A 22,282-nucleotide genomic window follows, 5' to 3' on the forward strand; every position below is an offset into this window, starting at 1 on the left:
ATGAGCCCTGCCGAATACGACGTTGCCATTATCGGTGGAGGCCCGGCAGGAGCGACTGCCGCGTATGAGCTCGCCAAGTCCGGCGCCAGCGTTCTGCTGCTTGATCGGGAAGGGCGGCCCAAGCCTTGCGGCGGAGCTGTTCCGCCCCGGCTGATCGAGGATTTCGCCATTCCTTCCGAACAGATCGTGGCGCGTGTCGGCTCGGCGCGCATCATTTCGCCAAAGTCGCAGGCGGTCGAGATGACGATCGACGGACATCGCCGCCGTGCTGGCACATCCTATGTCGGCATGGTCGACCGGGAGCATTTCGATCGCTGGCTCAGGCGGCGGGCGCAAGCCGCCGGCGCCCATGTCGAGCAAGGCACGTTCGATCGCGTCGAAGAACGCACAGGCGGCGGCTTCGCGCTCAATTACCGCGATGCGAAGGGTGCGCGCGTTTCGTGTCGGTCGCGGCTGGTCATCGGTGCGGATGGGGCGAATTCAGCCGTGCGGCGGCAGATGTTTTCACCCGCCGCGCGGCCGCCCTACGTATTTGCCTATCACGAAATCGTTTGTTCGCCCGAAAGCGGAGACTTCGACAAGTCGCGGTGCGACGTCGTTTATGACGGTGCCATTTCGCCGGATTTCTACGGCTGGGTGTTTCCGCACGGGCCGGTCACCAGCGTGGGCGTCGGCAGTGCTAAAAAGGGCTTCGATCTGAAAGCTGCGACCAGCGAATTGCGGCGCAGGTCCGGCCTTGGAGATGCGGAGATCGTGCGGCGGGAAGGCGCGCCGCTGCCGCTTTATCCATTGAAGCGCTTCGACAACGGCCGCGGCGTTCTCCTGATCGGCGATGCCGCCGGCGTCGTGGCGCCGTCTTCCGGCGAGGGGATCTATTACGCCATGTGCAGCGGCGAACTGGCTGGCCATGCGGCGCTGGAAGCACTGCGGACCAACGATGTGCGTGCATTGAAAAGCGTGCGCAGCGAATTCGGGCGCATGCATGGGCGCACCTTCTTCATCCTGCGCATGATGCAGTATTTCTGGTACTCGAGCGACGGCCGCCGCGAGCGCTTCGTGTCCATGTGCCGCGATCCCGACGTCCAGAAGCTGACTTGGGAATCCTATCTCGACAAAAAGATCGTGCGGCGCGAGCCGATGGCGCATTTGCGCGTCTTTCTCAAGGACATGTCGCACCTGATGGGCATCGCCAAGGCATGATGGCCTGGCTCCTGGAGGGAGGCGGCGTGGCGCTCCTCGCCCTGGCCATCCTTTCTGCGGAAACGGTGTTGCTTGTCCGACCAGCCTTTCGCTCTGGCCGAAAGGCGGGGATTGGCTATGTCGCGACCTCGCTCTCGGGCATCTTTCTCATTCTCGCCGTCTACCGGGTGGCGGTCGCCGGGTTGGACGCCGCAGTCCTCGTGCTTCTGACTCTCGCTTTTGTCAGTCACCTGACCGATCTTTGGGCCAGATTCCGCTAGCCGATGGGGTATGATGACTGCCGTCGGATCGTCACGCACGAGAGCGATCGGAACTTCCGACATCGCGCACCATTGGGTGCAAGAACCGCCTTCATCCGGAGCCAGTAAGGTCCATGGCACTCGCAGTTTTCGTCATTCTCGTCCTTGCCGCCGCTTCCACCGGGGCGATCTTCAAGCCCGGCCCCTGGTACGAGCGGCTCGACAAGCCTTCCTGGACGCCGCCGAACATCGCCTTTCCGATTGTCTGGTCGATCCTTTACGTCATGATCGCGGCGGCAGGCTCGCTGGTCTGGCGTGAGGCCGGCTGGTCGCTGCCGATTATTCTCTGGGGCGCGCAGCTCATCTTGAATGCGGCCTGGTCCTGGCTGTTCTTCGGCCGACGGCGCATGGATCTGGCGCTGATGGAGGTCAGTGTGCTCTGGCTCGCGATCGCAGGCTTCATCGTTACCTCATGGTCTGTGTCTTCAACTGCATCCCTTCTCTTCGTGCCCTATCTCGTTTGGGTTTCGATCGCAGCAGCGCTGAACCGATCGGTGCTCAATCGCAACCCTCACGCACAATCGCATGCCGCGTGAGCGGTGAACCGATATTCGGCGTTGACCGTATCCGACGCGCTGACTAGCAAAAGACGAGGGAAAGCGCTGTCTCGGCGGCGCGGGGGCTCCCTGCCCATTCAGAGGAACGACCATTTCATGACGTTGAAACTTGCTGTTGCGCTTGGCACTGCTTTTTCCGGCCTTTCGGCATCGATTGCTCTTGCGGCCGATGCGACCATGGGCGCGGTCCCGATGGGACAGGATCCCGTGATCCAGGAAAGCGGCGGTTTGCCCTTCGGCATCGTTGCCGGTGGCTATGCATTCATTTCGCCGGTCTACGAAGGCTCGGATGAATATCGCGTCGTCGGTTTCCCGATCGTCTATCCGCGCTTTTATGGCGATGGACCTGGTCTCGGTGACCGCTTCACGCTCCGTGGACTCGACGATGTCCGCTTCGCTGTCATCCAGCATCAGGGCTTCGAATTCGGTCCACTCGCCGGCTATACGTTTGGTCGCGACCAGGATGACGCCGATCTCATCAACGGTATCGGCGATGTCGATGGCGGCCTCATCGTCGGCGGTTATGCCGGCTACAAGTTCGAACCGTTCTTCATCGATGCCGCCTTCGCCACGCAGGTGACCGGCCAGGATGACGCCGGGTACCAGATCAAGGTTGCGGCAGGCGTCGATCACACGATCACCGACCGGCTCGACATGACCGCGACGCTCTCCACGGCCTACGCGTCGGACGACTACATGGACACCTACTTCTCGGTGACTCCAGCGCAGGCGGCTTCATCTGTTGCGGGGCTTGCACCTTATGATGCCGATGGTGGTTTCAAGAACGTGGCGCTCGATCTTGCCTTCGACTACCGCCTGACCGAGCGCGCGACGTTCACGGGCAGCGTCGGCTATTCACGCCTCATCGGAGATGCGGCCGACAGCTCGATCACCGCTTCGGAAAACCAGTTCCGTGGCGGCGTTGGCCTCACCTACACGTTCGGCCGCATTCAATAAGCTCGACGTCTTCTCTCTCAGCGATCGATCGCCGCCCCGTCCAATAGCGGGGAGGCATCGATCGCTTGAGCGTTCAGCATCGTTGCGACGCGCTCGAGCGATGAGACGATCATCGCCTGTTCCCAGTTTTCCAAGGCCTCGAAGCGCTGAGAAAACAATTCCTGGAGCGCATCGGGAGCCGTCTCCATCGTCTGGCGGCCTTCAGGTGTCAGGCTGATCCAGATCTGCCGACGGTCGCTTTCACCCCGGATGCGTGTTGCGAAGCCGCGCCGTTCCAGTTTGTCGATCAAAGACGTCACGGTCGCCTGGCTGATCCGGGCTCGTGCCGCGATCTCCTTCGGCGTCGTTTCGCCGGCCTCCCCAATGATCTGCATCAAAACTCGTTGCGCGGCAGTCAGTCCGGTACTGCGCGACAGTGCCCGGGCATGCTGATCCGTTGCCTTGAGAATGCGCCGCAGCGCTACGAGGCTCGCATGCGTTCGCTCGTGCATTTCCTTAGCCTTTCGAAGGGGTATTCCAACATCGTTTGTCTTTAAAGCGTGCAATGCATTTCGTCTATCGAACGAATTTAGGATCGGCTTCTGTAGAATGCCATTCGCCAAGACGCTCAATCATCCGGTAAAAAAGATCATTATTCCTTGGAACCCCGGCTCTCCTGTAAAAAATGCCTGAAATGCGGCGTGATCGTTGAATCGATCTGTGGGTGCTGTATATTTCGGCTATCAAATAAATAAGACCAAGGCGGACGGGACAATGACACATCAGACGATCGAACTTTCGGGGCACCGCAAGCGGCCGGTTGACGGCGTCAGCTTTCGCAAGCCGAAAAAGAGCGATGGCGCCGACGTTTGGCGACTGATCGCGGGCACCGGTAAGCTTGATGAGAACTCCATGTACTGCAATCTCCTGCAGTGCGACCATTTCGCGGACACCTGCATCATTGCGGAACTGAACGGCGAAATCGTCGGCTGGATTTCGGGTTATATCCAACCTGATGCGTCGAAAACATTCTTCGTCTGGCAGGTTGCGGTATCGGAAAAGGCCCGGGGGCGGGGGATTGCCAAGCGCATGCTGGCCGAACTGATGCGCCGCAAGGAATGCGCCGAGATCGAGCGCGTGCAGACGACGATTACCAAGGACAATGACGCAAGCTGGGCGCTGTTCCGCTCGTTTGCCAAGCAGTCAGGCGCCGAGCTTCAGGATCGGCCATACTTTCGCGAAGACGAGCATTTCGACGGCGAACACGACACCGAGCATATGGTGACGATCACCTTCGAAGACAGCGTACGCATCGCTTTCGCTGCCTGATCAGTTCTCCATTTCACCCTTCGAGACTTTCACCAATCCAGACACTGGAGTGGCACCATGACGACTATGACCATGACCGATAAAACCATTTTTGAACGTCGCGAATCCGAAGCGCGCAGCTACTGCCGCAGCTTCCCGAACGTCTTTTCATCGGCCCGCAACGCGGTGCTGCGCGACGAGAGTGGCCGCGACTACATCGACTTTCTCGCCGGCTGCTCCTCGCTGAATTACGGCCACAACGATCCTGACATGAAGGCCGCGCTGGTCGATTACATTACGAGCGATGGCGTGACTCATGGCCTCGACATGCACACGTCTTCGAAGTCGGCTTTCCTGAAAGCCTTTGAAGAGATCATTCTCGAACCGCGTGGCCTCGACTACAAGGTGCAGTTCACGGGCCCTACTGGTGCTAATGCCGTTGAGGCAGCCATGAAGCTTGCCCGCAAGGTGACCGGCCGCACGAACATCATCTCCTTTACCAATGGCTTCCACGGCGTGACGATGGGTGCGCTGGCTGCCACTGGCAACGGCTATCACCGCGGCGGTGCCTCGGCACCGCTCTCGAACGTGCAGCGCGTGCCATTCGATGCCTATCATGGCGACGAGATCGACACGGCGCAGATGCTGGAAAAGATGCTCGACGATCCGTCCAGCGGCATCGATACACCCGCCGCGATCATGCTCGAGACCGTTCAGGGCGAGGGTGGCCTCAACGCCGCTTCGGCTGAGTGGGTGAAGCGCATCGAAGAAATTGCTCGCGCGCATGGCGCGTTGCTGATCATCGACGACATCCAGGCCGGTTGCGGCCGGACAGGTGCGTTCTTCTCGTTCGAGGAAATGGGTGTGTCGCCCGACATCGTCACCATGGCGAAATCGTTTTCCGGGTTTGGATTGCCGTTTGCGGCCGTACTGATCAAGCCGGAGCACGATATCTGGGGCCCGGCCGAGCACAACGGCACGTTCCGCGGCAACAACCATGCCTTCGTCACGGCACGTGTCGCTCTGGAGAAGTTCTGGAAGGACGGTGCTTTCCAGCAGGAAGTCCAAGCAAAGGGTGACTATCTGAAGCAGCGCCTGGAAGCCATCGCCGACATGGTACCGGGTGCCCGCCTCAAGGGGCGCGGCATGATGCGTGGCGTCGATGTGGGAACGGGCGAAGTTGCCGGAGAGATCTGCAAGCGCTGTTTCCAGCAGGGTCTCATCATCGAAACGTCGGGTGCGCATGACGAGGTCGTCAAGATCCTCGCGCCACTGACGATCGAACAGGACCTGCTGGCAAAGGGTCTCGACATCTTGGAAGCTGCGGTTGCCGAAAAGTTTTCGGCGCACAAGATGGCGGCTGAATAGCCGCCGTCCCAGCGCATCTTCCCAAGAAGACTTAAAAAAGGACTATCACATGATCGTCAGAGATCTGCACACTGCAAAGAACACCGAGCGCCGCGTGGATTCAGAGGGCTGGAATTCGGTTCGCCTTCTGCTTGCCGGCGACAATATGGGCTTCAGCTTCCACATCACCACGATCTACGCGGGCGGTGAGCTGCAGTTTCATTACAAGAACCATTTCGAGAGCGTCTATTGCATCTCGGGCGAGGGCTCCATCGAGGACCTTGCAACGGGCGAGGTGCACGAGATTCGCCCCGGCGTCATGTACGCGCTCAATGAGCACGACAAGCACATCCTGCGCGGCAAGACCGAAATGGTCATGGCTTGCGTGTTCAATCCGCCGGTGACGGGGAACGAGGTTCACAGGGCGGATGGTTCCTATGCGAGCGCCGACGAGCACCAGCAGGCGGCCGCGGGCTGATCCCTGCCGTCGCCTCAAGCCCTGGACACAGACAAGATGCCGCCACCAGCGGCACGGAGAGTGGAATGAGTATGACCGACAGCATGAACGAGACGCGCGGTGTCCACACGGTCGAGAAGATCGGTGGCACGTCGATCAGCCGCTCGCGCGAACTCATCGACAGCATCTGGATCGGAGATCGCGAGGGCAGCGACCTCTACAACCGCGTCTTCGTGGTTTCGGCCTATGCCGGCATGACCAACGCTCTTCTGGAGCACAAGAAGACCGACGAGCCCGGAGTCTACGCCCTGTTCTCCAATGCCGACAACGATCATGGCTGGATGGATCAGTTGAACCGTGTCGGCATCATGATGCGGGAAAAGAACGCCGAGATCCTGAGCGATGCCGGTGACCGAAAGGTGGCCGACGATTTCGTGCGCGAGCGCATCGAAGGTGCCCGCACCTGTCTGTTCGACCTGCAGCGCCTCTGCTCTTACGGCCATTTCCGGCTGGAAGAGCACATGATGACGACGCGCGAGCTGCTGTCGGGCCTCGGCGAGGCACATTCGGCCTTCACGACCGTGCTGCTTCTGCGCCGCCACGGTGTCAATGCGCGCTTCGTCGACCTCACCGGATGGCGCGATGAGAGCCATCCGGATCTCAACGTGCGGATCGAAACGGCGTTCGCTGATATCGATCTTGCGCAGGAACTGCCGATCGCGACCGGTTACGCACAGTGCCGCGAAGGCCTGATGCGGGAATTCGATCGCGGATATTCCGAGGTGACGTTTGCCCGCATCGCTGCCCTGACCAAGGCGCGCGAAGCGGTGATCCATAAGGAGTTCCATCTGTCGAGCGCAGACCCGAAGCTCGTCGGCGTCGATGCGGTCAAGAAGATCGGGCGCACCAATTACGACGTTGCCGACCAACTGTCGAATATGGGCATGGAAGCCATCCACCCCAAGGCTGCGAAGACCCTGCGTCAGGCGGGCATCCCACTTCGCGTCGCGAACGCCTTCGAGCCGCACGATCCCGGCACCTTGATCGATGCCGAGCCGGCGAGCGAACCTCGAGTCGAGATCATCACCGGCTTGCCGGTCATTTCGCTGGAACTGTTCGAGCAGGACATGGTCGGCGTGAAGGGCTACGATGCGGCGATCCTCGACGCGCTGAAGCGTCATCGTGTCTGGATCGTTTCGAAGACATCCAATGCCAACACGATCACGCATTATCTGGAGGGGTCGCTCAAAAGCATTCGGCGGGTCGAGCATGACCTTGCCGCTCTCTATCCCTCCGCCGAGATCAAGGTCCGCAAGGTGGCTATCGTTTCTGCGATCGGACGCGAGCTACGTGGTCTCGACGTGATGCTGAACTCTCTGATCGCGCTCAAGGATGCCGGCATCGAGCCGCTCGGTGCGCATGAAACGGGCCGTGGCGTCGATGTCCAGATCGTCGTGGCGCAGGAGGCGATGGATGTCGCGGTGAAGAGCCTGCATCGCACCCTGGTCGAAGGTGAGGCCGCCGTAGAGCTCAAGGCAGCGGCCTGATCGCGGCTGCGGGGATGACTATCGCAGCGTGATGTCCGCCGGTCCGGAGAGGCGTTTCACCCAAGAGACATTTTGCATGTCGTTGTCGAGGGCACGGCTGATGGCGGCTTCCCTCGACAGTCCGTGGTGAAGCCAGCGGCGGATGAGGCGCTCTTGGAGCGTGTCGTCATCCACATCGAGCCAGATCGTCAGGTCGAACTGGGAGGAGAGGTCCGCCCATGGGAACCGGTCCACCAAGAGATAATTGCCTTCTGTCACAATGATCCGGTGATGCGGTGCGACGATCGCGCCTCCGGCACGGGCGAGATCGAGCATCCTGTCGAATAAGGGGACGGCTATCTCGGCAGCGGGAACGGCGCGAACGCGCTGGAGGAGGGACACGTAGCCTTGCGCGTCGAAGGTCTCGGGGGCTCCTTTGCGATGCGTGAGGCCCCGTGCCTCGAGCACGATGTTATCGAGGTGAAACCCGTCCATCGGCAGTAAGGCTGCGATTTCGCTTCTTTGGTTCAACGCTTTGACCAGCCGCTCCGCCACGGTCGACTTGCCGGCACCGGGAGGACCCGCCAAGGCGACGACGAAGCGGTCGCGACCGGATGCACGGTCCGCGACCTGTTGCGCAAGGTCCTCAAAGCTAAAGTTCATGCGGCCAGAACATCCTCAGGCGGAGATTTTGCCCCCGTCATGAAGGCGACGGCATCGGACATGGAATGATCGCCCGGCCGGACAACGCACAGCCTTCGCCCGAGCCGGTGAATGTGGATGCGATCGGCCACTTCAAAGACATGGGGCATGTTGTGCGAGATGAGCACGATCGGAATGCCGCGCTTGCGCACATCCAGGATCAGTTCAAGCACGCGACGGGATTCCTTGACGCCGAGCGCCGCTGTCGGTTCGTCCATGATGATGACCTTGGAGCCGAACGCAGCAGCGCGCGCAACTGCAACGCCCTGGCGCTGGCCGCCCGATAGGGTCTCGACTGGCTGGGCGATGTTCTGGATCGTCATGAGGCCGAGTTCGGAGAGCTTCTCACGGGCGATGCGCTCCATGGCGCCCCTGTCGAGCAGCTTGAAGATGGAGCCGAGCGGACCTGCCTTGCGGATCTCGCGGCCGAGAAACATGTTGTCGGCAATCGAGAGCGCCGGAGAAAGCGCCAGCGTCTGGTAGACGGTTTCGATACCGGCTTCGCGCGCCTGCATGGGCGAGGAGAAGCGCATTGGCTTGCCATCGAGTTCCATCTCGCCATCGTCGATCGTGACGGCGCCGGAGAGCGCCTTGATCAGGGAGGATTTGCCGGCCCCGTTGTCGCCGATCACCGCGAGGATTTCACCCGGATAGAGATCGAAATCGGCGTTGTCGAGCGCGGTTACTCGGCCATAGCGCTTCACGAGGCCGCGTGCCTTCAGGATCGGGCGAGAGGCATTTCCTGAAACCGTGCTCATGCCGAAACCTTTCTGATCCACTGGTCGATCGCGACCGCGATGATGATGAGCCAGCCGATGGCGAAAACCTGCCAGAGAACATCGACACCGACGAGGCGAAGGCCGGACTGGAAGACGCCGACGATCAGGGCGCCGATCAAGGGGCCCATGATCGATCCACGACCGCCAAACAGCGAAATGCCACCAATGACGACAGCCGTGATGGATTGCAGATTTCCCTCATAGAAGCTCTGGGGGGACACCGAGCCGACGCGGCCAATGGAGGCCCAGGCGCCGAGCGCGCAGACGAGGCCTGCCAGCGCATAGACCGAGACGAGAATTCGATTTGTGCGGATGCCGGCGAGTTCGGCGGCTTCCCGGTCGTCGCCGACCGCGTAGACATGCCGGCCCCAGGCGGTGCGGTTCAGCATGTACCAGAGTGCGCCGAAGATCAGCACCATCAGCACTGACCCATAGGAGAATTGCGCGCCGAACATGCCGAAGTTCTGGCCGAAAAGCTTGAGGATCGGCGCCTCGGCATCGATGTCCTGGCTGCGGATCGACTGGGCTCCGGAGAGCCAGAGATTGAGCGCGAAGAAGATGTTCCAGGTGCCGAGCGTCGTGATGAAGGGCGGCAGTTTGAGGCGCGTGACCAAAAGGCCGTTCATGGCGCCAGCTGCAGTGCCGCCGACAAAGCCGATCAGTATGGCGATTGGCGCCGGCACGCCCATGGACACGGCGAGATTGCCCATGATGACCGACATCAGCACCATGATGGCTGCGACGGAAAGGTCGATGCCGGCCGTCAGGATGACAAGGCTCTGAGCTGCGGCGAGGATGCCGATGATCGAGACCTGCTGCATGATCAGCGAAAGGTTGAAAGCGGAGAAGAACCGGTCGCCAGCTACAAACCCGAAGGCAATGACCGACACCAGCAGCACGATGACCGGCACCATGGTCGGATTGCCATGCAGGAAGTGCTGCAACCGCTCGATGACTGTCTGATTGCGCGCTTCGAATTCAGCGACCCTGCGGTCGCTCGCCTCCAGGGTTTCCTCGAAGGATTGCCGGCTTCGCACCGCAGCCGAGGGCTGGTCTGTCGTGGTCATGGTGGAACCTCCCATCGTTCGCGACGAAGAGCGTGAAGCGGAATGGACCGCCAATCAATCTGCGGTGCACAATGGCATGGGCGAATTGGCCTGTTGATCACGCCAGATGGCGGATCCGGGCGGAAAACAGCTCCTGTCTTCCGCCCGGCAGAAAGCTGTCATCCCCAGCAGAGCTCCAGGCCTTCCTGGACGCTGATCGACTCGACGCCGTCGACCGCCTGATCGGTCACGAGCTGCACGCCGGTATCGTAGAAGTCGAGGCCCGGGGTCGGCTTGGGCTTCTCGCCCGTTTCGGCGAACTTCGCGATGGCCTCGATGCCAAGCGCCGCCATCTCCAGCGGATATTGCTGTGAGGTTGCGCCGATGATGCCTTCCTGCACGTTCTGGACACCTGGGCAGCCGCCATCGACGGACACGATGATCACGTCGTTCTCGCGACCGAAGGAGCGCAGCGTTTCATAGGCGCCTGCCGCTGCCGGTTCGTTGATCGTGTAGACGACGTTGATTTCCGGATCGACCTGAAGAAGGTTTTCCATGGCGCGGCGGCCACCTTCCTCGTTGCCGGCGGTCACGTCGTTGCCGACGATGCGTTCGTCTTCCTCGTCGCCGATCATGTTCTCATCGCCAAGCTCGATGCCGAAGCCGGACAGAAATCCCTGGTTGCGCAGCACGTCGACGGAAGGCTGGCTGGGCGAAAGGTCCAGCATCGCGATCTTGGCGTTGGCGGCTTCGTCGCCGAGCTGGGCTGCCGCCCACTGGCCGATCAGTTCGCCGGCCTTGAAGTTGTCGGTCGCGAAGGTGGCGTCGGCGGCGTCGATGGGCTCGAGCGGCGTGTCGAGGGCGATGACGAGCACACCGTTGTCTCGGGCAGTCTTGAGAACGTCTACGATCGCCTTGGTGTCGGACGCCGTGATCAGGATGCCCTTTGCGCCAGAGGCGATGCAGGATTCGACCGCCTGGACCTGGGTTTCGTGGTCACCATCAACACGGCCGGCATAGGTGGACAGCTCGACACCGAGTTCTTCGGCCTTGGCGGTGGCGCCTTCCTTCATCTTGACGAAGAAGGGGTTGATGTCGGTCTTTGTGATAAGGCAGGCGCTGACCGTATCCTGCGCTTTGGCGGGCGTGGCCATAATGAAGCCGGCGGTGACGGCGGCAAGGGCAGTCGACGCGAGACTAGCGTAGCGTGTCATGATGTTCCTCCCAGAATGACGATCCGGACCACTCCCTGTCCGGCGCTGAGCAAACGAAACACCAAGCGTCGACGCGTGTCAATAAATAAATCACTCTTATTTAGTTATTGACACGCTGCCCGTGTCGCGCTCATCCTTGTCTCTGCCGGGGAGACCTGCGAAGGACGTCCGGCATTGGCAGGGAGGACATCAATGGCGCTGACGGGCGGGCTGCAAGAGGCCGGCGGCCAGCAATTGCGCGGCTCGAACCAGAGCGGGATGCGCGCTTACAACGAACGGCTCGTGCTGAGCCTCGTTCGTCGCCATGCCGTGCTGGTGAAGACCGAGATCGCCCGCATGACCGGCCTTTCCGCTCAAACCATCTCCGTCATCATGCGTGAACTCGAAGCCGACGGACTGCTGGTGCGCGGCGAACCCATTCGCGGCAAGGTGGGGCAACCATCTGTGCCGCTGTCGATCAATCCGGAAGGCGCCTTCTTCATCGGCCTGAAAGTCGGCCGGCGCAGCGCCGATCTCATCGTCATCAATTTCCTCGGCCAGCCGGTCGCAAGCCGGCATGCGGGCTACGCCTATCCGGATCCCGATGCCATTCTGGCCTTCGTGCGTGAGGGGCTGGCGGAGATGATCGCAGCGCTCGGTGCCGACCAGCAAAGCCGCATCGCGGGGCTCGGCATCGCCATGCCGTTTCAGCTTTGGAACTGGCACGATGAGGTCGGTGCGCCACAGGCGCAGATGGACCGGTGGCGGCATTTCGACCTGAAGCGCGAGATCGACGCGATCTGCAACTTCCCTGTCTATCTGCAGAACGACGCGACGGCGGCCTGCGCGGCGGAGCTAATCTTCGGCGAGCGCGCCAGCCGCCAGGATTTCATCTATTTCTATGTCGGCACCTTCATCGGCGGCGGCATCGTGCTCAACGGCAGTCTCTATGCGGGGCGCAGCGGTAATGCCGGCGCGCTCGGCTCCATGCCGGTGCCAGGGCGAGGGGGGCGGACCGAGCGATTGCTCGACCAGGCGTCGATCATGGTGCTCGAAAGGATGCTGGTCGCCGACTGGATCGATCCATCACCCTTGTGGCAGACGCCGGAAGACTGGTCGCAATTCGGGGCGCATGTGAATGACTGGGTCGTCACAGTTGCGAGAGGCCTTGCCTATGCCATCGTCGCATCCGTCTCGATCATCGACTTCGAAACGGTTATCATCGATGGGGCCATGCCCCAGACCGTCCGCGATGCGCTCGTCTCTGCAACCCGCGATGCGATCGCCGGAATGGATATGCAGGGCATCGACGTGCCAACCGTGGAAGCCGGCACGATCGGCCCGATCGCCCGAGCCCTCGGCGCGGCCAGTCTCCCGCTTTTCGACAAGTATCTGATCGACCAGCACACGCTGATGCGCGAAGCCTAACCGCGCATTCAGGCTATCCAGCCCTCATGGTGAGCCTGTCGAACCACGAGGGCTGGGCACGATTTCGGTGACCAGCCCGTTATTGTTGATCAGCCAAAGACTTCAGTGATCGCGGCGCGCGTGGCGTCGACGATCTTGTCGGCTTCCTCGCGGGTCAGGCAGAGCGGTGGGGCGAAGCCCAGGATGTCGCCCTGCGGCATGGCGCGGCCGATGACGCCCTGCTTCAGGACAGCCGCTGAAACGGCTGGACCGATCTTGCGGGAGGGGTCGTAGAATTTCCGGCTCGCTTTGTCGTCGACGAATTCCACCGCACAAAGCATGCCTTCGCCGCGGACATCGCCAACCTGTGGGTGATCCGCAACGGCGTCCTTCATCTTTTCGTTCAGATAGGCGCCGACCGTTCCCGCATTCTCGACGAGACCGAGGTCGTCAACGAGTTTGAGGTTCGCGACGCCGGCGGCCGCGCCGATCGGATGCGCCGAATAGGTCCAGCCGTGGCCGATCGGCCCCATCTCGTCGGAACCCTTCACCATAACCTGCCAGACCTTGTCCGAAATGACCGATCCGGAAAGCGGCGCATAGGCCGAGGTAAGGCCCTTGGCGATGGTGATGATGTCGGGCTTCAGGCCGTAATGCGCCGAGCCCGTCATGGTGCCGAGACGGCCGAAGCCGGTAACGACTTCGTCGGCGATCAGCAGGATGTCATGCTTGTCGAGCACTGCCTGGATGGCGTTCCAGTAACCGGCCGGCGGGGGAACGATGCCGCCCGTGCCAAGCATCGGCTCACCGATGAAGGCTGCAATGGTGTCGGCACCTTCCGCCGCGATCATCTCTTCGAGCTTGTCGGCGCAATGGGTGACGAAGTCGGCTTCGCTCATGTCGAGATCGGGCCGGCGGAAATAGGACGGCGTTTCGGTGTGCAGCACTTGGCTGAGCGGCAGATCGAATTTGTTGTGGAAGGGCGTCAGACCGGTCAGCGATCCGGTCATCAGGCCCGAGCCATGATAGCCGCGCCAGCGCGAGATGATCTTCTTCTTCTCGGGACGGCCGAGGATGTTGTTGTAGTACCAGACGAGCTTGATGTTGGTTTCATTCGCGTCCGAGCCGCCAAGGCCGAAATAGACCTTCGACATGTGCTCGGGCATGCGGTCCATCACCATCTTCGCGAGCGTGATGGAGGCTTCTGTGCCGTGGCCGACATAGGCGTGATAGTAGGACAGTTCCTTGGCCTGGGCGGCGATCGCATCGGCGATCTCCTGGCGGCCATAGCCGACATTCACGCAGTAGAGGCCGGCAAAGCCATCGAGAAGGCGGTTGCCGTTGCGATCTTCGATATAGACGCCCGAGCCGCCGGTGATGACGCGGTTGGCGCTTTCACCGCGTTCGTGCTGGCCCATATGCGTGGAGGGGTGGAAGAAATTCTCGCGGTCCCACTGGTCGAGCTGGTCGTTCCTGAGCATGGTTACTCCGTCGGGTGGTCTCTTGGTTTCCAGCGCCCTCTTGCCGGCAATTCGATGCAGCGGCCGGGCCTTCGGGCCCCTCCATGGCGCATTTTGCGGCAGAAATCGGAGGTGCGGGCCTATAGGGCCACTTTTGAACCCTTACCCCCCGCCTTGGCAACCCCGAGGGCGAAGGTCGCAATGGCGGTGTCCTGCGCGCCGGTGCCTGTCAGGTCGCACATGGTGATCGCATCCTCGGACATGCGACCTTCGACCTTGCCCGCAACGATGTCACCCAATTCGACCGGCTGACCTGCTCCCCAAAGCCCGGCTTCGATTGCGGTCCGCAGTTCACCGAGCGTTTCGCACTGGCTTGCACGATCGGCGACGTAGAGATCGGCGCGGGCGAGGGCTTCTGGTTCGATTTCGTTCTTTTCAGGGCTGTCGGAACCCATTGCGGTGATGTGGAGGCCCGGATGAAGCCATTCAGCCTTCAGGATCGGTTCGCGGGCAGGCGTCGTCGTCACGACGAGCTGGCTTTCGGCGACGGCCTTTTCGCCATCCGGTTCGGCGACGACCTCGATGCCAAGCTCTGCGGCAAGATCGGCGGCGCAGGCTTCCGTCTTCGCCCGATCGCGGCCCCAGACGATGAGCTTTCGGAACGGCCGGACGAGATGCGCTGCCTTCATCTGCAGCCGCGCCTGGACGCCGGTGCCGAAGACAGCAGCCGTATCGACCGTCTGCGGCGCGAGATGTTTCGCGGCGACCGCGCCGGCTGCTGCCGTGCGGATGTCGGTGAGGTAGCCATTGTCCATCAGCAGTGCCTCGACGAGGCCCGTGCGTGCTGAAAAGAGGATCATCAGGCCGTTCAGACTCGGAAGGCCGAGCTTCGGATTGTCGAAGAAGCCGGGGCTCACCTTGATGGCAAAGCCTTCGAAGCCGGGAATGAAGGCGGTCTTTACGTCCACCTCGCCATGTGCTTCGGGGATCGCCATGGACAGGATCGGCGGCATCACGACCTTGCCGCTTGCCAAAGCCGCGAATGCTTTTTCCACGACGTTGATGGCTGCATGGTCCAGATGGACGAGTTCGCGAAGGTCGCGCTCGGTGAGGATGAGAACGTCGCGTGGCTCAGCCATGGTCGTAGGTCCTTCCTTTCACGGTGACGTCGCCAAGGACGATATCGTCTCCCGCCATGATGCGGTTGAAGACGCCCATATCGACGTTGCGTCCGGTGATGACGGTCGCGACTGGACCTTCAAGCTCTTTGAGCTTTCCAGCCATGATCGCGGCGATGCCCACCACGCAGGCGCCCTCGGCCACGATGCGCTCCTCGTAGAACAGGGCCTGCATCGCCCGGTAGATCTCGTCTTCGGTGACGAGGATGGTTTCATCCAGGAAGTCCCGGCAGAGCTTGAAAGAGTGCTGGTTCTGGAGCCCGATGCCGCCGCCGAGTGAATCGGCGAGGCTCGCGACTTCGGTGACAGCGACGGGACGGCCGGCGCGGATGCTTTCGTGCATTGCCGCGCCGCGGTCCATCGAGATGCCCACCACCCGGATCGAGGGTTTGATGTGCTTGGCGGCAAGCGCCATGCCCGCGGCGAGACCACCGCCGGAAAGCGGGATCAGCAGCGTTTCGATGTCGGGCCGGTCTTCCAGCATCTCGAGCGTGATCGTACCTTGTCCGGCGATGACATGCGGATGGTCGAAGGGCGGGATATCCACCAGGCCCTCCTCGGCCACCAGGCGCGCCGCTTCCTCCTGCGCATCATCCTGGCTAATTCCCACGATCCGCACCTCTGCGCCGAGCGCCCGGATGCCGTCCACCTTGGTCTTCGGCACAAGCGTAGACATGCAGACGACCGCACGAATGCCACGGGATTTGGCGGCATGGGCGACTGCGCGACCATGATTGCCGGTCGAGCAACAGGTGACACCGGCAACATCGGCCGGAAGCTGCATGATCGCGTTGACGGCCCCGCGCAGCTTGAACGCGCCGATGGGCTGCAGCGATTCCAGCTTCAGGAGAAGCTCGGTGCCGAGGAGACGGGACAATGCCGTGGCTTCAACGAGGGGTGTGCGGAGCACATGGCCTGCGATGGTCGCTTGTGCCTGCTCGATGTCGCTGAAGCTGAAGGAAGCCAATACGGCACGTTCTCCGGTGATTTTCCGAGATTTGATGCGTTCTTGAAGCCGCAAGCCGACCACGGCGGCGTCTGCGCTGTCAAGTTTCGCTCCGTTTCAAGCTCCAGGCGGCTGGCTCGTCGCGGCATCCGGACGTCGCATTCAGACAGGTTGTTGCCCGTACTGCTTGTAGTGTAGGCATAGTGTGACGGTGCCTAAAAATGTCGTTTTAGATCAGGAAGTCTGCTGATGCCCGCCAGTGCATTGCCTTTCAGCCACGCCGAATATGAGCGCCGCCTGCGTCTCGTGCGCGACTCCATGCGCAGGCAGGAGATCGATGTCCTGTTCGTCGAGGATCCTTCCAACATGGCATGGCTGACCGGCTATGACGGCTGGTCGTTCTACGTGCACCAGGGCGTGCTCATCTTCCACGATGAAGACCCGATCTGGTGGGGGCGCGGGCAGGATGCCAATGGGGCGGTGCGCACCGTCTACATGGAGGATGCGCGCTGCATCCCTTATGCCGACCACTATGTGCAATCGCGCGACATTCATCCGATGCAGACGCTGGCCGCGCTGATCCGCGACAAGGGCCATTCGTCGTCGCGTATCGGGCTCGAGCTCGACAATTATTACTTCTCCGCCAAAGCCTACCTCGTGCTCGAATACGAGCTGCCGAACGCAACCTTCAGCGATGCGACAGGGCTGGTGAACTGGCAGCGCACGGTCAAGTCGAACGAGGAACTCGCCTTCATGCGCAAGGCGGCGCTGATTGCGGAAAAGGTCGTCGACGGCATCGTGGAGCGCGTCGAGCCGGGCATGAAGAAGAACGAGGTGGTGGCCGAGATCTATGCGGACACGATCCGTGGTCTCGACGACGGCACGGAAGAGGGCATCTGGGGCGACTATCCGGCGATCGTGCCGCTCCTGCCGAGCGGATCGGATGCCGCCGCGCCGCACCTCACCTGGAGCGCGCAACCCTTCAAGACGGGTGAAGCGACTTTCTTCGAGATCGCCGGATGCTACCGCCGCTATCACGTGCCGTTCTGCCGGACAGTGTTTCTCGGCAAGCCGCCGCAATATCTGCTCGATGCGGAAATGGCCGTTGTGCTCGGCCTCGAAGCTGGGCTCGAGACCGCGCGTCCTGGTGCGCGCGCCGGCGATGTCGCGCGTGCCTTCCACTACGAGCTCGAGAAGATCGGCATCGATCGCGGCGCGCGCTGCGGCTATCCGATCGGAATTTCTTATCCGCCAGATTGGGGCGAGCGGACCATCTCGTTCCGCGAAAATGACGACACCATTCTGGAAGCTGGCATGACCTTCCACTTCATGCCGGGACTCTGGATGAAGGATTGGGGTCTCGAGATCACCGAGAGCATCCTGATCCGCGACGGCGCGGCGGCCGAATGCCTCTGCAACCGTCCCCGCAAGATGTATGTGAAGGATTAGCGGGCTTCATGTTGCTGGAGCGGACCCGAGCGATCCTTGCCGATCTCATCGCCTATCCGACGGTGTCGTCGGACAGCAATCTCGACCTGATCGCCTATGCCGCGGACCTCTTGAAGCAATCCGGCGCGGACATTCGCATCTCGCAGGATCCGGACGGGCGCAAGGCGAACCTCTTCGCCTCGCTCGGGCCCGGTGTGGATGGCGGCATCGTGCTTTCGGGGCATTCCGATGTGGTGCCCGTCGAGGGACAGGAGTGGACGAGCGAACCGTTCGCGCTTCGGGAAGCCGACGGCCTGCTCTATGGGCGCGGCACCTGCGACATGAAGGGCTTTATCGCCGCATGTCTTGCCGTGGCACCGGTCTTCGCCGCGCGCGATCTTGCCCGCCCCGTGCATTTCGCCTTCACCTATGACGAGGAGGTCGGCTGCCTCGGCGCGCGGACCCTGATTGCCGATCTTGCCGAAGCAGGAATTCGACCGTCGGGCGTCATCATCGGCGAGCCGACAGAGATGCGCATCATCGAAGGCCACAAGGGGTGCTTCGAGTACACGACGCATTTCACCGGCTCGGGCGGCCATGCCTCCATCCCCGATGCGGGCGTGAATGCCATCGAATACGCCGTCAGCTACATCACGCGCCTGCTCGAATTGCGCGAGCCGCTGAAGGCGCGGTCGCCTGAAGGCAGCCCGTTCACGCCACCGTGGACGACGCTTCAGGCCGGCGCCATCGTCGGCGGTCCGGCACGCAACGTGGTGGCGAGCGACTGCCGCGTCGACTGGGAAATGCGGCCGGTGACCTCCGCCGACGCTGATTTCGTCAAGGCGGAGATGCGTGCCTTCGTCGATCAGGTGCTGAGGCCGGCGATGCATGCGGTCGACCCAGCAACCGATATCGTGACCCACGTGATCGGCGAGGTCGAAGGGCTGGAGCCGGCGAGCCATTCCGAAGCGCTTGCCATCGCGCGCGAACTGACGGGCCGCAACGAGGCCGATGTCGTTTCCTTCGGTACCGAGGCCGGCCTCTTTCAGAAGGCCGGCATTTCGGCCGTCGTCTGCGGACCTGGTTCGATCGCGCAGGCCCACAAGCCGGACGAATTCATCAGTCTCGACCAACTCGACCAGTGCCTTGGGATGCTGGAGCGGCTGGCGGACAAGGTGAGCCGGTGAGTCGATCAGAATTCGTGGTCGATGCCCGCCTGTTTCATGATTTGATTGGCCGTGTGGCGCGATTTTATGTCGCTATCGACCGGGAATTTCTTGCCGGTCGTCGGATTCCACCAGATCTCGTGATCGCCCTTGCCGTGGCGGAAGAATGCGCAACCGTTCTCGCGAAGGATGTCTTTGACCGCTTTGGTGTAGCCCGGCATCCGTCGGCGTCAGGCGCGCGATGCAATGCCGGCGACGTTCGCCATCAGCGCAAACGGCACCTCTGCGTGGACAGCCTCGATGACGCCGTTCTCCTCGAGAAGCTCAGGCACCATCACTTTCAGCTTGGCGATCATCTGGTCCATGGATGACGCCTCAGTGGCAAGGCCCGGGACATCGCTGTCGGCGACGTACCAGACCTGTGCTTCCTCATCCCATTCGACAGCGACAAAGAATTCATGCTCGGGTCGCATCACCGGATCCTTTCGCGGTACCTCGCACCGCTGCGCTCATGGAAGAGATATGGGGCGGCGGGCTGATTTCTGTCAACGCCGACGCCCTACTGCATTCTCACACCGACTTGATCGCGCCGCCGTCGCAGCGGATCAGGCCGCCGGTCACGTAGCTTGCGGGTACCGACACGAGGAACGCGGCGACGGAGGCGAATTCGTCGACGGTGCCGTAGCGGCCGGCGGGGATCGAGGCGCGGGCGGTTTCGCGGATGTCTTCGATCGGCTTGCCGGTGCGCTTGGAATTGGCTTCGTCCAGCTCATCGACCCGCTCAGTCTGGATGCGGCCGGGCAGGAGCATGTTGAAGGTGACGCCGGCACCGGCGTTCTCGTTTGCCATCGATTTCGACCATCCGACCAGTGCGGAGCGGAGCGCATTGGAGAGGCCGAGATTGGGGATCGGCTGGATGACGCCGGAGGAGGCGACGGTGAGGATGCGGCCGAACCCTTGATCCTTCATCGCGGGCAGGAAGCGCTGCGTGATCGCCATCACGCGCAGCACCATCGTGTCGAACTGCTTTGCCAGGACCTCGAGCGAGGCGTCGGTCATCGCGCCGGGGGGCGGGCCGCCGGTGTTGTTGACGAGGATGTCGATGCCGCCAAGCTTCTCGGCAACTGCTGCGGCGAGCGTATCCACGACGCCCGGATCGGTGAGATCGGCTTCGACGAAATCGGCCTTGCCACCGGCTTCGCGGATCGTGGTGACGGCGTGTTCAAGCTTGTCGCGGGAGCGGCCGGAAAGCAGTACGTGCGCGCCTTCTTCGGCGAGCTTGGTGCCGATGCCGAGACCGAGGCCGCGTGTGGAGGCAAGCACGAGCGCGCGTTTGCCGGTCAATCCGAGATCCATGATGCTCTCCCTTTTCATTATTCGGGCCTCGGTATAGCCGCCGGGAGCCGTGAACAACAAGCGGCGCGGCGATTGTCCTTGGCCGACCGGCTCTGCTAACGAAGGGCGATATCAAAGCCTCGCGAGACACCCTCCATGACCGAACTGACCATCCGCCGCCCCGACGACTGGCATCTGCATCTGCGCGACGGGGCGATGCTGGAGGGCGTGCTGCCGCACACGACGGCGCATTTCGCGCGCGCGATCATCATGCCGAACCTTGTCCCTCCGGTCGTCACCGCAGCCGATGCGCGCGCCTATCGGGAACGTATTTTGGCAGCGCGGCCGGAAGGGTCCGATTTCGAGCCGCTCATGACGCTCTATCTGACGGAAACGACCGACGCCGACGATCTGGCGGACGCCCATGCGAGCGGCCTCGTCACGGCGGTGAAGCTTTATCCGGCCGGCGCCACCACCAATTCGGCAAGCGGCGTGCGCGACATCGACAAGGTCATGCCGATCCTGGAGCGCATGGCATCGATCGGGCTTCCTCTTTGTGTCCATGGCGAGGTCACGGATCCTGCGATCGACATCTTCGACCGGGAAGCCGTCTTCATCGAGCGGGTGCTGGCGCCACTGCGCGCGAGGCTGCCGGAACTCAAGATCACGATGGAGCACGTCACGACGAAGGATGGCGTGGATTACATCAAATCGTCCTCCAGCAATCTCGCCGGATCGATCACCACCCACCACCTGATCATCAACCGCAACGCGATCCTCGCAGGCGGTATCCGGCCGCATTATTACTGCCTGCCGGTCGCAAAGCGCGAGACGCATCGCCTGGCGCTGCGCGCTGCCGCGACGTCGGGCGACGCGCGGTTCTTCCTCGGCACGGATTCCGCGCCACACGTGGATGCCACGAAGGAATGCGGCTGCGGCTGTGCCGGCATTTTCACCGCCACCAACACGATGCCGCTGCTTGCCCATGTGTTCGAGGAGGAGGGCGCGCTGCACCGGCTGGAGGCGTTTACTTCGCTCAACGGTCCGGCCTGGTACGGCCTTCCGGTCAACACGGGCACGATGACGCTGAGCAAGCGCGCCGAGCCGGTCGCTTACCCAGCAAAGATCGAAACGGGCGCCGGGCCAGTCACGCTCTTCGACCCGATGTTCCCGGTTCACTGGGATGTCGTCTGACGGGTAGCGCCGCGCATCGCTTGCTGCTAATCAACCGGCGCCCGCTTTTCCCGCCCGCCCGATCAGACAGTCAAGGATCCGCCGATGTTCGCCAACAGCTTCCCCGACAAGGATGTGGCCGCCGAACTCGTCGCGAAAATGCTGCTTGAGATCAAGGCGGTGCATTTCAAGGCGGACGAGCCCTACAAGCTCGCATCGGGCATGCGCAGCCCCGTTTATATCGACTGCCGCAAGCTCTTGTCCTACCCCCGCGTGCGTTCTGCTGTCATCGATTTTGCCGCTGGTACGCTTCTGCGCAATGCAGGATTCGAGCAATTCGACTGCATTGCCGGCGGCGAGACGGCCGGGATCCCCTTCGCGGCCTTGCTTGCCGATCGCCTCGGGCTGCCGATGATCTACGTGCGCAAGGCGCCGAAGGGTCACGGCCGCAATGCCCAGATTGAGGGCCACATGCCGGAAGGCGCGCGCGTGCTCGTCATCGAGGACCTGACGACGGCCGGTGGCAGCATGTTCAAGTTCATCGACGCGATCCGTGCGGCGGGCGGGGTCGTCGATCACGGTATCGCGCTCTTTTTCTACGGCATCTTTCCCGAAGCCGAGCAGCGCTTCGAAAACGGCAAGGTGCGGCTCCACTATGTCGCCACCTGGCGCAATGTGCTGGCCGTTGCCCGCGAACAGAAACTCTTCGACGAACAGACGTTGTCGGAGGTGGAAGCCTTTCTCAATGCGCCGCTTGCATGGTCGGCGCGCAATGGCGGTATCTCCGAACTGCCGCAATCCTGATTTTCTTTCCTTAGCTCAAACATTCAACGAGGGAG

Annotated in this window: 24 protein-coding genes; 13 read left to right on the forward strand and 11 right to left on the reverse strand. The window is 62.0% G+C overall.

Going from position 1 to position 22,282, the window contains the following annotated elements:
- The 4 genes from D5400_RS05035 (at nt 1) to D5400_RS05050 (ending at nt 3,013) form a co-directional block, all read left to right on the forward strand.
- Nucleotides 1-1,200 (forward strand): geranylgeranyl diphosphate reductase, encoded by a 1,200-nt coding sequence (locus tag D5400_RS05035; protein WP_126008282.1) that lies wholly within the window; start codon nt 1-3, stop codon nt 1,198-1,200.
- Nucleotides 1,197-1,460 (forward strand): hypothetical protein, encoded by a 264-nt coding sequence (locus D5400_RS05040; RefSeq protein WP_126008284.1) that lies wholly within the window; start codon nt 1,197-1,199, stop codon nt 1,458-1,460. The genes D5400_RS05035 and D5400_RS05040 overlap by 4 nt, the downstream gene beginning before the upstream one ends.
- Nucleotides 1,461-1,573: 113 nt before the next feature.
- Nucleotides 1,574-2,035: a TspO/MBR family protein gene (locus D5400_RS05045; RefSeq protein WP_126008286.1), complete on the forward strand. Its 462-nt coding sequence runs from the start codon at nt 1,574-1,576 to the stop codon at nt 2,033-2,035.
- A gap of 117 nt (nt 2,036-2,152) precedes the next feature.
- Entirely contained in the window at nt 2,153-3,013 is an 861-nt protein-coding gene (locus tag D5400_RS05050) for a MipA/OmpV family protein (protein WP_126008288.1), read from the forward strand.
- A 17-nt stretch (nt 3,014-3,030) separates the two neighbouring features.
- Here the strand turns inward: D5400_RS05050 and D5400_RS05055 are convergent, their stop codons facing one another.
- A complete protein-coding gene (locus tag D5400_RS05055) occupies nt 3,031-3,504 on the reverse strand; it encodes a MarR family winged helix-turn-helix transcriptional regulator (protein ID WP_126008290.1) in 474 nt (157 codons plus the stop codon).
- A 262-nt stretch (nt 3,505-3,766) separates the two neighbouring features.
- On the opposite strand from D5400_RS05055, the gene ectA reads away from it, so the two are divergent.
- The 4 genes from ectA (at nt 3,767) to D5400_RS05075 (ending at nt 7,651) form a co-directional block, all read left to right on the forward strand.
- Nucleotides 3,767-4,321 carry a diaminobutyrate acetyltransferase gene (gene ectA / locus D5400_RS05060; protein ID WP_126008293.1) on the forward strand — a complete coding sequence of 185 codons (555 nt, stop codon included), beginning with the start codon at nt 3,767-3,769 and terminating at the stop codon, nt 4,319-4,321.
- A gap of 57 nt (nt 4,322-4,378) precedes the next feature.
- Nucleotides 4,379-5,668 carry a diaminobutyrate--2-oxoglutarate transaminase gene (gene ectB, locus D5400_RS05065; RefSeq protein ID WP_126008295.1) on the forward strand — a complete coding sequence of 430 codons (1,290 nt, stop codon included), beginning with the start codon at nt 4,379-4,381 and terminating at the stop codon, nt 5,666-5,668.
- A 49-nt stretch (nt 5,669-5,717) separates the two neighbouring features.
- Entirely contained in the window at nt 5,718-6,125 is a 408-nt protein-coding gene (locus D5400_RS05070) for an ectoine synthase (RefSeq protein ID WP_126008297.1), read from the forward strand.
- Between the two features lie 65 nt (nt 6,126-6,190).
- The gene (locus tag D5400_RS05075) at nt 6,191-7,651 is read left to right on the forward strand and encodes an aspartate kinase (protein ID WP_245451437.1); all 1,461 of its coding nucleotides are present in this window, start codon (nt 6,191-6,193) and stop codon (nt 7,649-7,651) included.
- An 18-nt stretch (nt 7,652-7,669) separates the two neighbouring features.
- Here D5400_RS05075 and D5400_RS05080 read toward each other — a convergent pair whose 3' ends face one another.
- The 4 genes from D5400_RS05080 to D5400_RS05095 form a co-directional block, all read right to left on the reverse strand.
- Nucleotides 7,670-8,293, reverse strand: coding sequence for a nucleoside triphosphate hydrolase (locus D5400_RS05080; RefSeq protein WP_126008299.1), 624 nt, complete (start codon nt 8,291-8,293; stop codon nt 7,670-7,672).
- Entirely contained in the window at nt 8,290-9,090 is an 801-nt protein-coding gene (locus tag D5400_RS05085; protein ID WP_126008302.1) for an ATP-binding cassette domain-containing protein, read from the reverse strand. Before D5400_RS05085 ends, D5400_RS05080 begins: the two co-directional genes overlap by 4 nt.
- Nucleotides 9,087-10,178, reverse strand: coding sequence for an ABC transporter permease (locus tag D5400_RS05090; protein WP_126008304.1), 1,092 nt, complete (start codon nt 10,176-10,178; stop codon nt 9,087-9,089). Before D5400_RS05090 ends, D5400_RS05085 begins: the two co-directional genes overlap by 4 nt.
- A 158-nt stretch (nt 10,179-10,336) precedes the next feature.
- On the reverse strand, nt 10,337-11,371 hold the full coding sequence (locus tag D5400_RS05095; RefSeq protein WP_126008306.1) for a sugar ABC transporter substrate-binding protein: 1,035 nt from the start codon (nt 11,369-11,371) through the stop codon (nt 10,337-10,339).
- Between the two features lie 192 nt (nt 11,372-11,563).
- Here D5400_RS05095 and D5400_RS05100 point away from each other — a divergent pair, with 192 nt between their 5' ends.
- Nucleotides 11,564-12,778, forward strand: coding sequence for an ROK family transcriptional regulator (locus D5400_RS05100; RefSeq protein ID WP_245451438.1), 1,215 nt, complete (start codon nt 11,564-11,566; stop codon nt 12,776-12,778).
- Between the two features lie 89 nt (nt 12,779-12,867).
- On the opposite strand, the gene D5400_RS05105 is transcribed toward D5400_RS05100, so the two are convergent.
- The 3 genes from D5400_RS05105 to eutB all read right to left on the reverse strand — a co-directional run bounded on the left by D5400_RS05105 (nt 12,868) and on the right by eutB (nt 16,362).
- Nucleotides 12,868-14,238, reverse strand: a complete 1,371-nt coding sequence (locus D5400_RS05105; RefSeq protein WP_126008308.1) for an aspartate aminotransferase family protein — start codon at nt 14,236-14,238, stop codon at nt 12,868-12,870.
- Between the two features lie 119 nt (nt 14,239-14,357).
- Complete coding sequence (locus D5400_RS05110) at nt 14,358-15,356, reverse strand: cyclodeaminase (protein ID WP_126008311.1); 999 nt, start codon at nt 15,354-15,356, stop codon at nt 14,358-14,360.
- Nucleotides 15,349-16,362 carry a hydroxyectoine utilization dehydratase EutB gene (gene eutB / locus D5400_RS05115; protein ID WP_126008313.1) on the reverse strand — a complete coding sequence of 338 codons (1,014 nt, stop codon included), beginning with the start codon at nt 16,360-16,362 and terminating at the stop codon, nt 15,349-15,351. The genes D5400_RS05110 and eutB overlap by 8 nt, the downstream gene beginning before the upstream one ends.
- A gap of 228 nt (nt 16,363-16,590) precedes the next feature.
- Between eutB and D5400_RS05120 the strand changes: the two genes are divergently transcribed.
- Together D5400_RS05120 and argE are read left to right on the forward strand one after the other, a co-directional pair.
- Complete coding sequence (locus D5400_RS05120; protein WP_126008315.1) at nt 16,591-17,790, forward strand: M24 family metallopeptidase; 1,200 nt, start codon at nt 16,591-16,593, stop codon at nt 17,788-17,790.
- An 8-nt stretch (nt 17,791-17,798) separates the two neighbouring features.
- Nucleotides 17,799-18,956, forward strand: coding sequence for an acetylornithine deacetylase (argE, locus tag D5400_RS05125; protein WP_205665518.1), 1,158 nt, complete (start codon nt 17,799-17,801; stop codon nt 18,954-18,956).
- A 5-nt stretch (nt 18,957-18,961) separates the two neighbouring features.
- Here argE and D5400_RS05130 read toward each other — a convergent pair whose 3' ends face one another.
- The 3 genes from D5400_RS05130 to D5400_RS05140 all read right to left on the reverse strand — a co-directional run bounded on the left by D5400_RS05130 (nt 18,962) and on the right by D5400_RS05140 (nt 20,291).
- The gene (locus D5400_RS05130) at nt 18,962-19,156 is read right to left on the reverse strand and encodes a type II toxin-antitoxin system HicA family toxin (RefSeq protein ID WP_126008318.1); all 195 of its coding nucleotides are present in this window, start codon (nt 19,154-19,156) and stop codon (nt 18,962-18,964) included.
- Nucleotides 19,157-19,165: 9 nt separating this feature from the next.
- Complete coding sequence (locus D5400_RS05135; RefSeq protein WP_126008320.1) at nt 19,166-19,408, reverse strand: DUF1902 domain-containing protein; 243 nt, start codon at nt 19,406-19,408, stop codon at nt 19,166-19,168.
- A 97-nt stretch (nt 19,409-19,505) separates the two neighbouring features.
- Nucleotides 19,506-20,291, reverse strand: a complete 786-nt coding sequence (locus tag D5400_RS05140) for an SDR family oxidoreductase (RefSeq protein WP_126008322.1) — start codon at nt 20,289-20,291, stop codon at nt 19,506-19,508.
- Between the two features lie 135 nt (nt 20,292-20,426).
- Between D5400_RS05140 and pyrC the strand changes: the two genes are divergently transcribed.
- Both pyrC and D5400_RS05150 read left to right on the forward strand, forming a co-directional pair.
- Nucleotides 20,427-21,464 carry a dihydroorotase gene (pyrC, locus tag D5400_RS05145; protein ID WP_126008324.1) on the forward strand — a complete coding sequence of 346 codons (1,038 nt, stop codon included), beginning with the start codon at nt 20,427-20,429 and terminating at the stop codon, nt 21,462-21,464.
- Nucleotides 21,465-21,548: 84 nt separating this feature from the next.
- Entirely contained in the window at nt 21,549-22,247 is a 699-nt protein-coding gene (locus D5400_RS05150) for an orotate phosphoribosyltransferase (protein WP_126008326.1), read from the forward strand.
- Nucleotides 22,248-22,282 lie beyond the last annotated feature (35 nt).

Source organism: Georhizobium profundi, from assembly GCF_003952725.1.
GTDB classification, from domain to species: Bacteria; Pseudomonadota; Alphaproteobacteria; order Rhizobiales; family Rhizobiaceae; genus Georhizobium; species Georhizobium profundi.

What these genes read in the sequence shown, in the direction of transcription:
- D5400_RS05035 (WP_126008282.1), top strand. Translation starts at nt 1, where the DNA reads ATGAGCCCTGCCGAATACGACGTTGCCATTATCGGTGGAGGCCCGGCA.
- D5400_RS05040 (WP_126008284.1), top strand. Translation starts at nt 1,197, where the DNA reads ATGATGGCCTGGCTCCTGGAGGGAGGCGGCGTGGCGCTCCTCGCCCTG.
- D5400_RS05045 (WP_126008286.1), top strand. Translation starts at nt 1,574, where the DNA reads ATGGCACTCGCAGTTTTCGTCATTCTCGTCCTTGCCGCCGCTTCCACC.
- D5400_RS05050 (WP_126008288.1), top strand. Translation starts at nt 2,153, where the DNA reads ATGACGTTGAAACTTGCTGTTGCGCTTGGCACTGCTTTTTCCGGCCTT.
- D5400_RS05055 (WP_126008290.1), bottom strand. Translation starts at nt 3,504, where the DNA reads ATGCACGAGCGAACGCATGCGAGCCTCGTAGCGCTGCGGCGCATTCTC.
- ectA (WP_126008293.1), top strand. Translation starts at nt 3,767, where the DNA reads ATGACACATCAGACGATCGAACTTTCGGGGCACCGCAAGCGGCCGGTT.
- ectB (WP_126008295.1), top strand. Translation starts at nt 4,379, where the DNA reads ATGACGACTATGACCATGACCGATAAAACCATTTTTGAACGTCGCGAA.
- D5400_RS05070 (WP_126008297.1), top strand. Translation starts at nt 5,718, where the DNA reads ATGATCGTCAGAGATCTGCACACTGCAAAGAACACCGAGCGCCGCGTG.
- D5400_RS05075 (WP_245451437.1), top strand. Translation starts at nt 6,191, where the DNA reads ATGAGTATGACCGACAGCATGAACGAGACGCGCGGTGTCCACACGGTC.
- D5400_RS05080 (WP_126008299.1), bottom strand. Translation starts at nt 8,293, where the DNA reads ATGAACTTTAGCTTTGAGGACCTTGCGCAACAGGTCGCGGACCGTGCA.
- D5400_RS05085 (WP_126008302.1), bottom strand. Translation starts at nt 9,090, where the DNA reads ATGAGCACGGTTTCAGGAAATGCCTCTCGCCCGATCCTGAAGGCACGC.
- D5400_RS05090 (WP_126008304.1), bottom strand. Translation starts at nt 10,178, where the DNA reads ATGACCACGACAGACCAGCCCTCGGCTGCGGTGCGAAGCCGGCAATCC.
- D5400_RS05095 (WP_126008306.1), bottom strand. Translation starts at nt 11,371, where the DNA reads ATGACACGCTACGCTAGTCTCGCGTCGACTGCCCTTGCCGCCGTCACC.
- D5400_RS05100 (WP_245451438.1), top strand. Translation starts at nt 11,564, where the DNA reads ATGGCGCTGACGGGCGGGCTGCAAGAGGCCGGCGGCCAGCAATTGCGC.
- D5400_RS05105 (WP_126008308.1), bottom strand. Translation starts at nt 14,238, where the DNA reads ATGCTCAGGAACGACCAGCTCGACCAGTGGGACCGCGAGAATTTCTTC.
- D5400_RS05110 (WP_126008311.1), bottom strand. Translation starts at nt 15,356, where the DNA reads ATGGCTGAGCCACGCGACGTTCTCATCCTCACCGAGCGCGACCTTCGC.
- D5400_RS05120 (WP_126008315.1), top strand. Translation starts at nt 16,591, where the DNA reads ATGCCCGCCAGTGCATTGCCTTTCAGCCACGCCGAATATGAGCGCCGC.
- argE (WP_205665518.1), top strand. Translation starts at nt 17,799, where the DNA reads ATGTTGCTGGAGCGGACCCGAGCGATCCTTGCCGATCTCATCGCCTAT.
- D5400_RS05130 (WP_126008318.1), bottom strand. Translation starts at nt 19,156, where the DNA reads ATGCCGGGCTACACCAAAGCGGTCAAAGACATCCTTCGCGAGAACGGT.
- D5400_RS05135 (WP_126008320.1), bottom strand. Translation starts at nt 19,408, where the DNA reads ATGCGACCCGAGCATGAATTCTTTGTCGCTGTCGAATGGGATGAGGAA.
- D5400_RS05140 (WP_126008322.1), bottom strand. Translation starts at nt 20,291, where the DNA reads ATGGATCTCGGATTGACCGGCAAACGCGCGCTCGTGCTTGCCTCCACA.
- pyrC (WP_126008324.1), top strand. Translation starts at nt 20,427, where the DNA reads ATGACCGAACTGACCATCCGCCGCCCCGACGACTGGCATCTGCATCTG.
- D5400_RS05150 (WP_126008326.1), top strand. Translation starts at nt 21,549, where the DNA reads ATGTTCGCCAACAGCTTCCCCGACAAGGATGTGGCCGCCGAACTCGTC.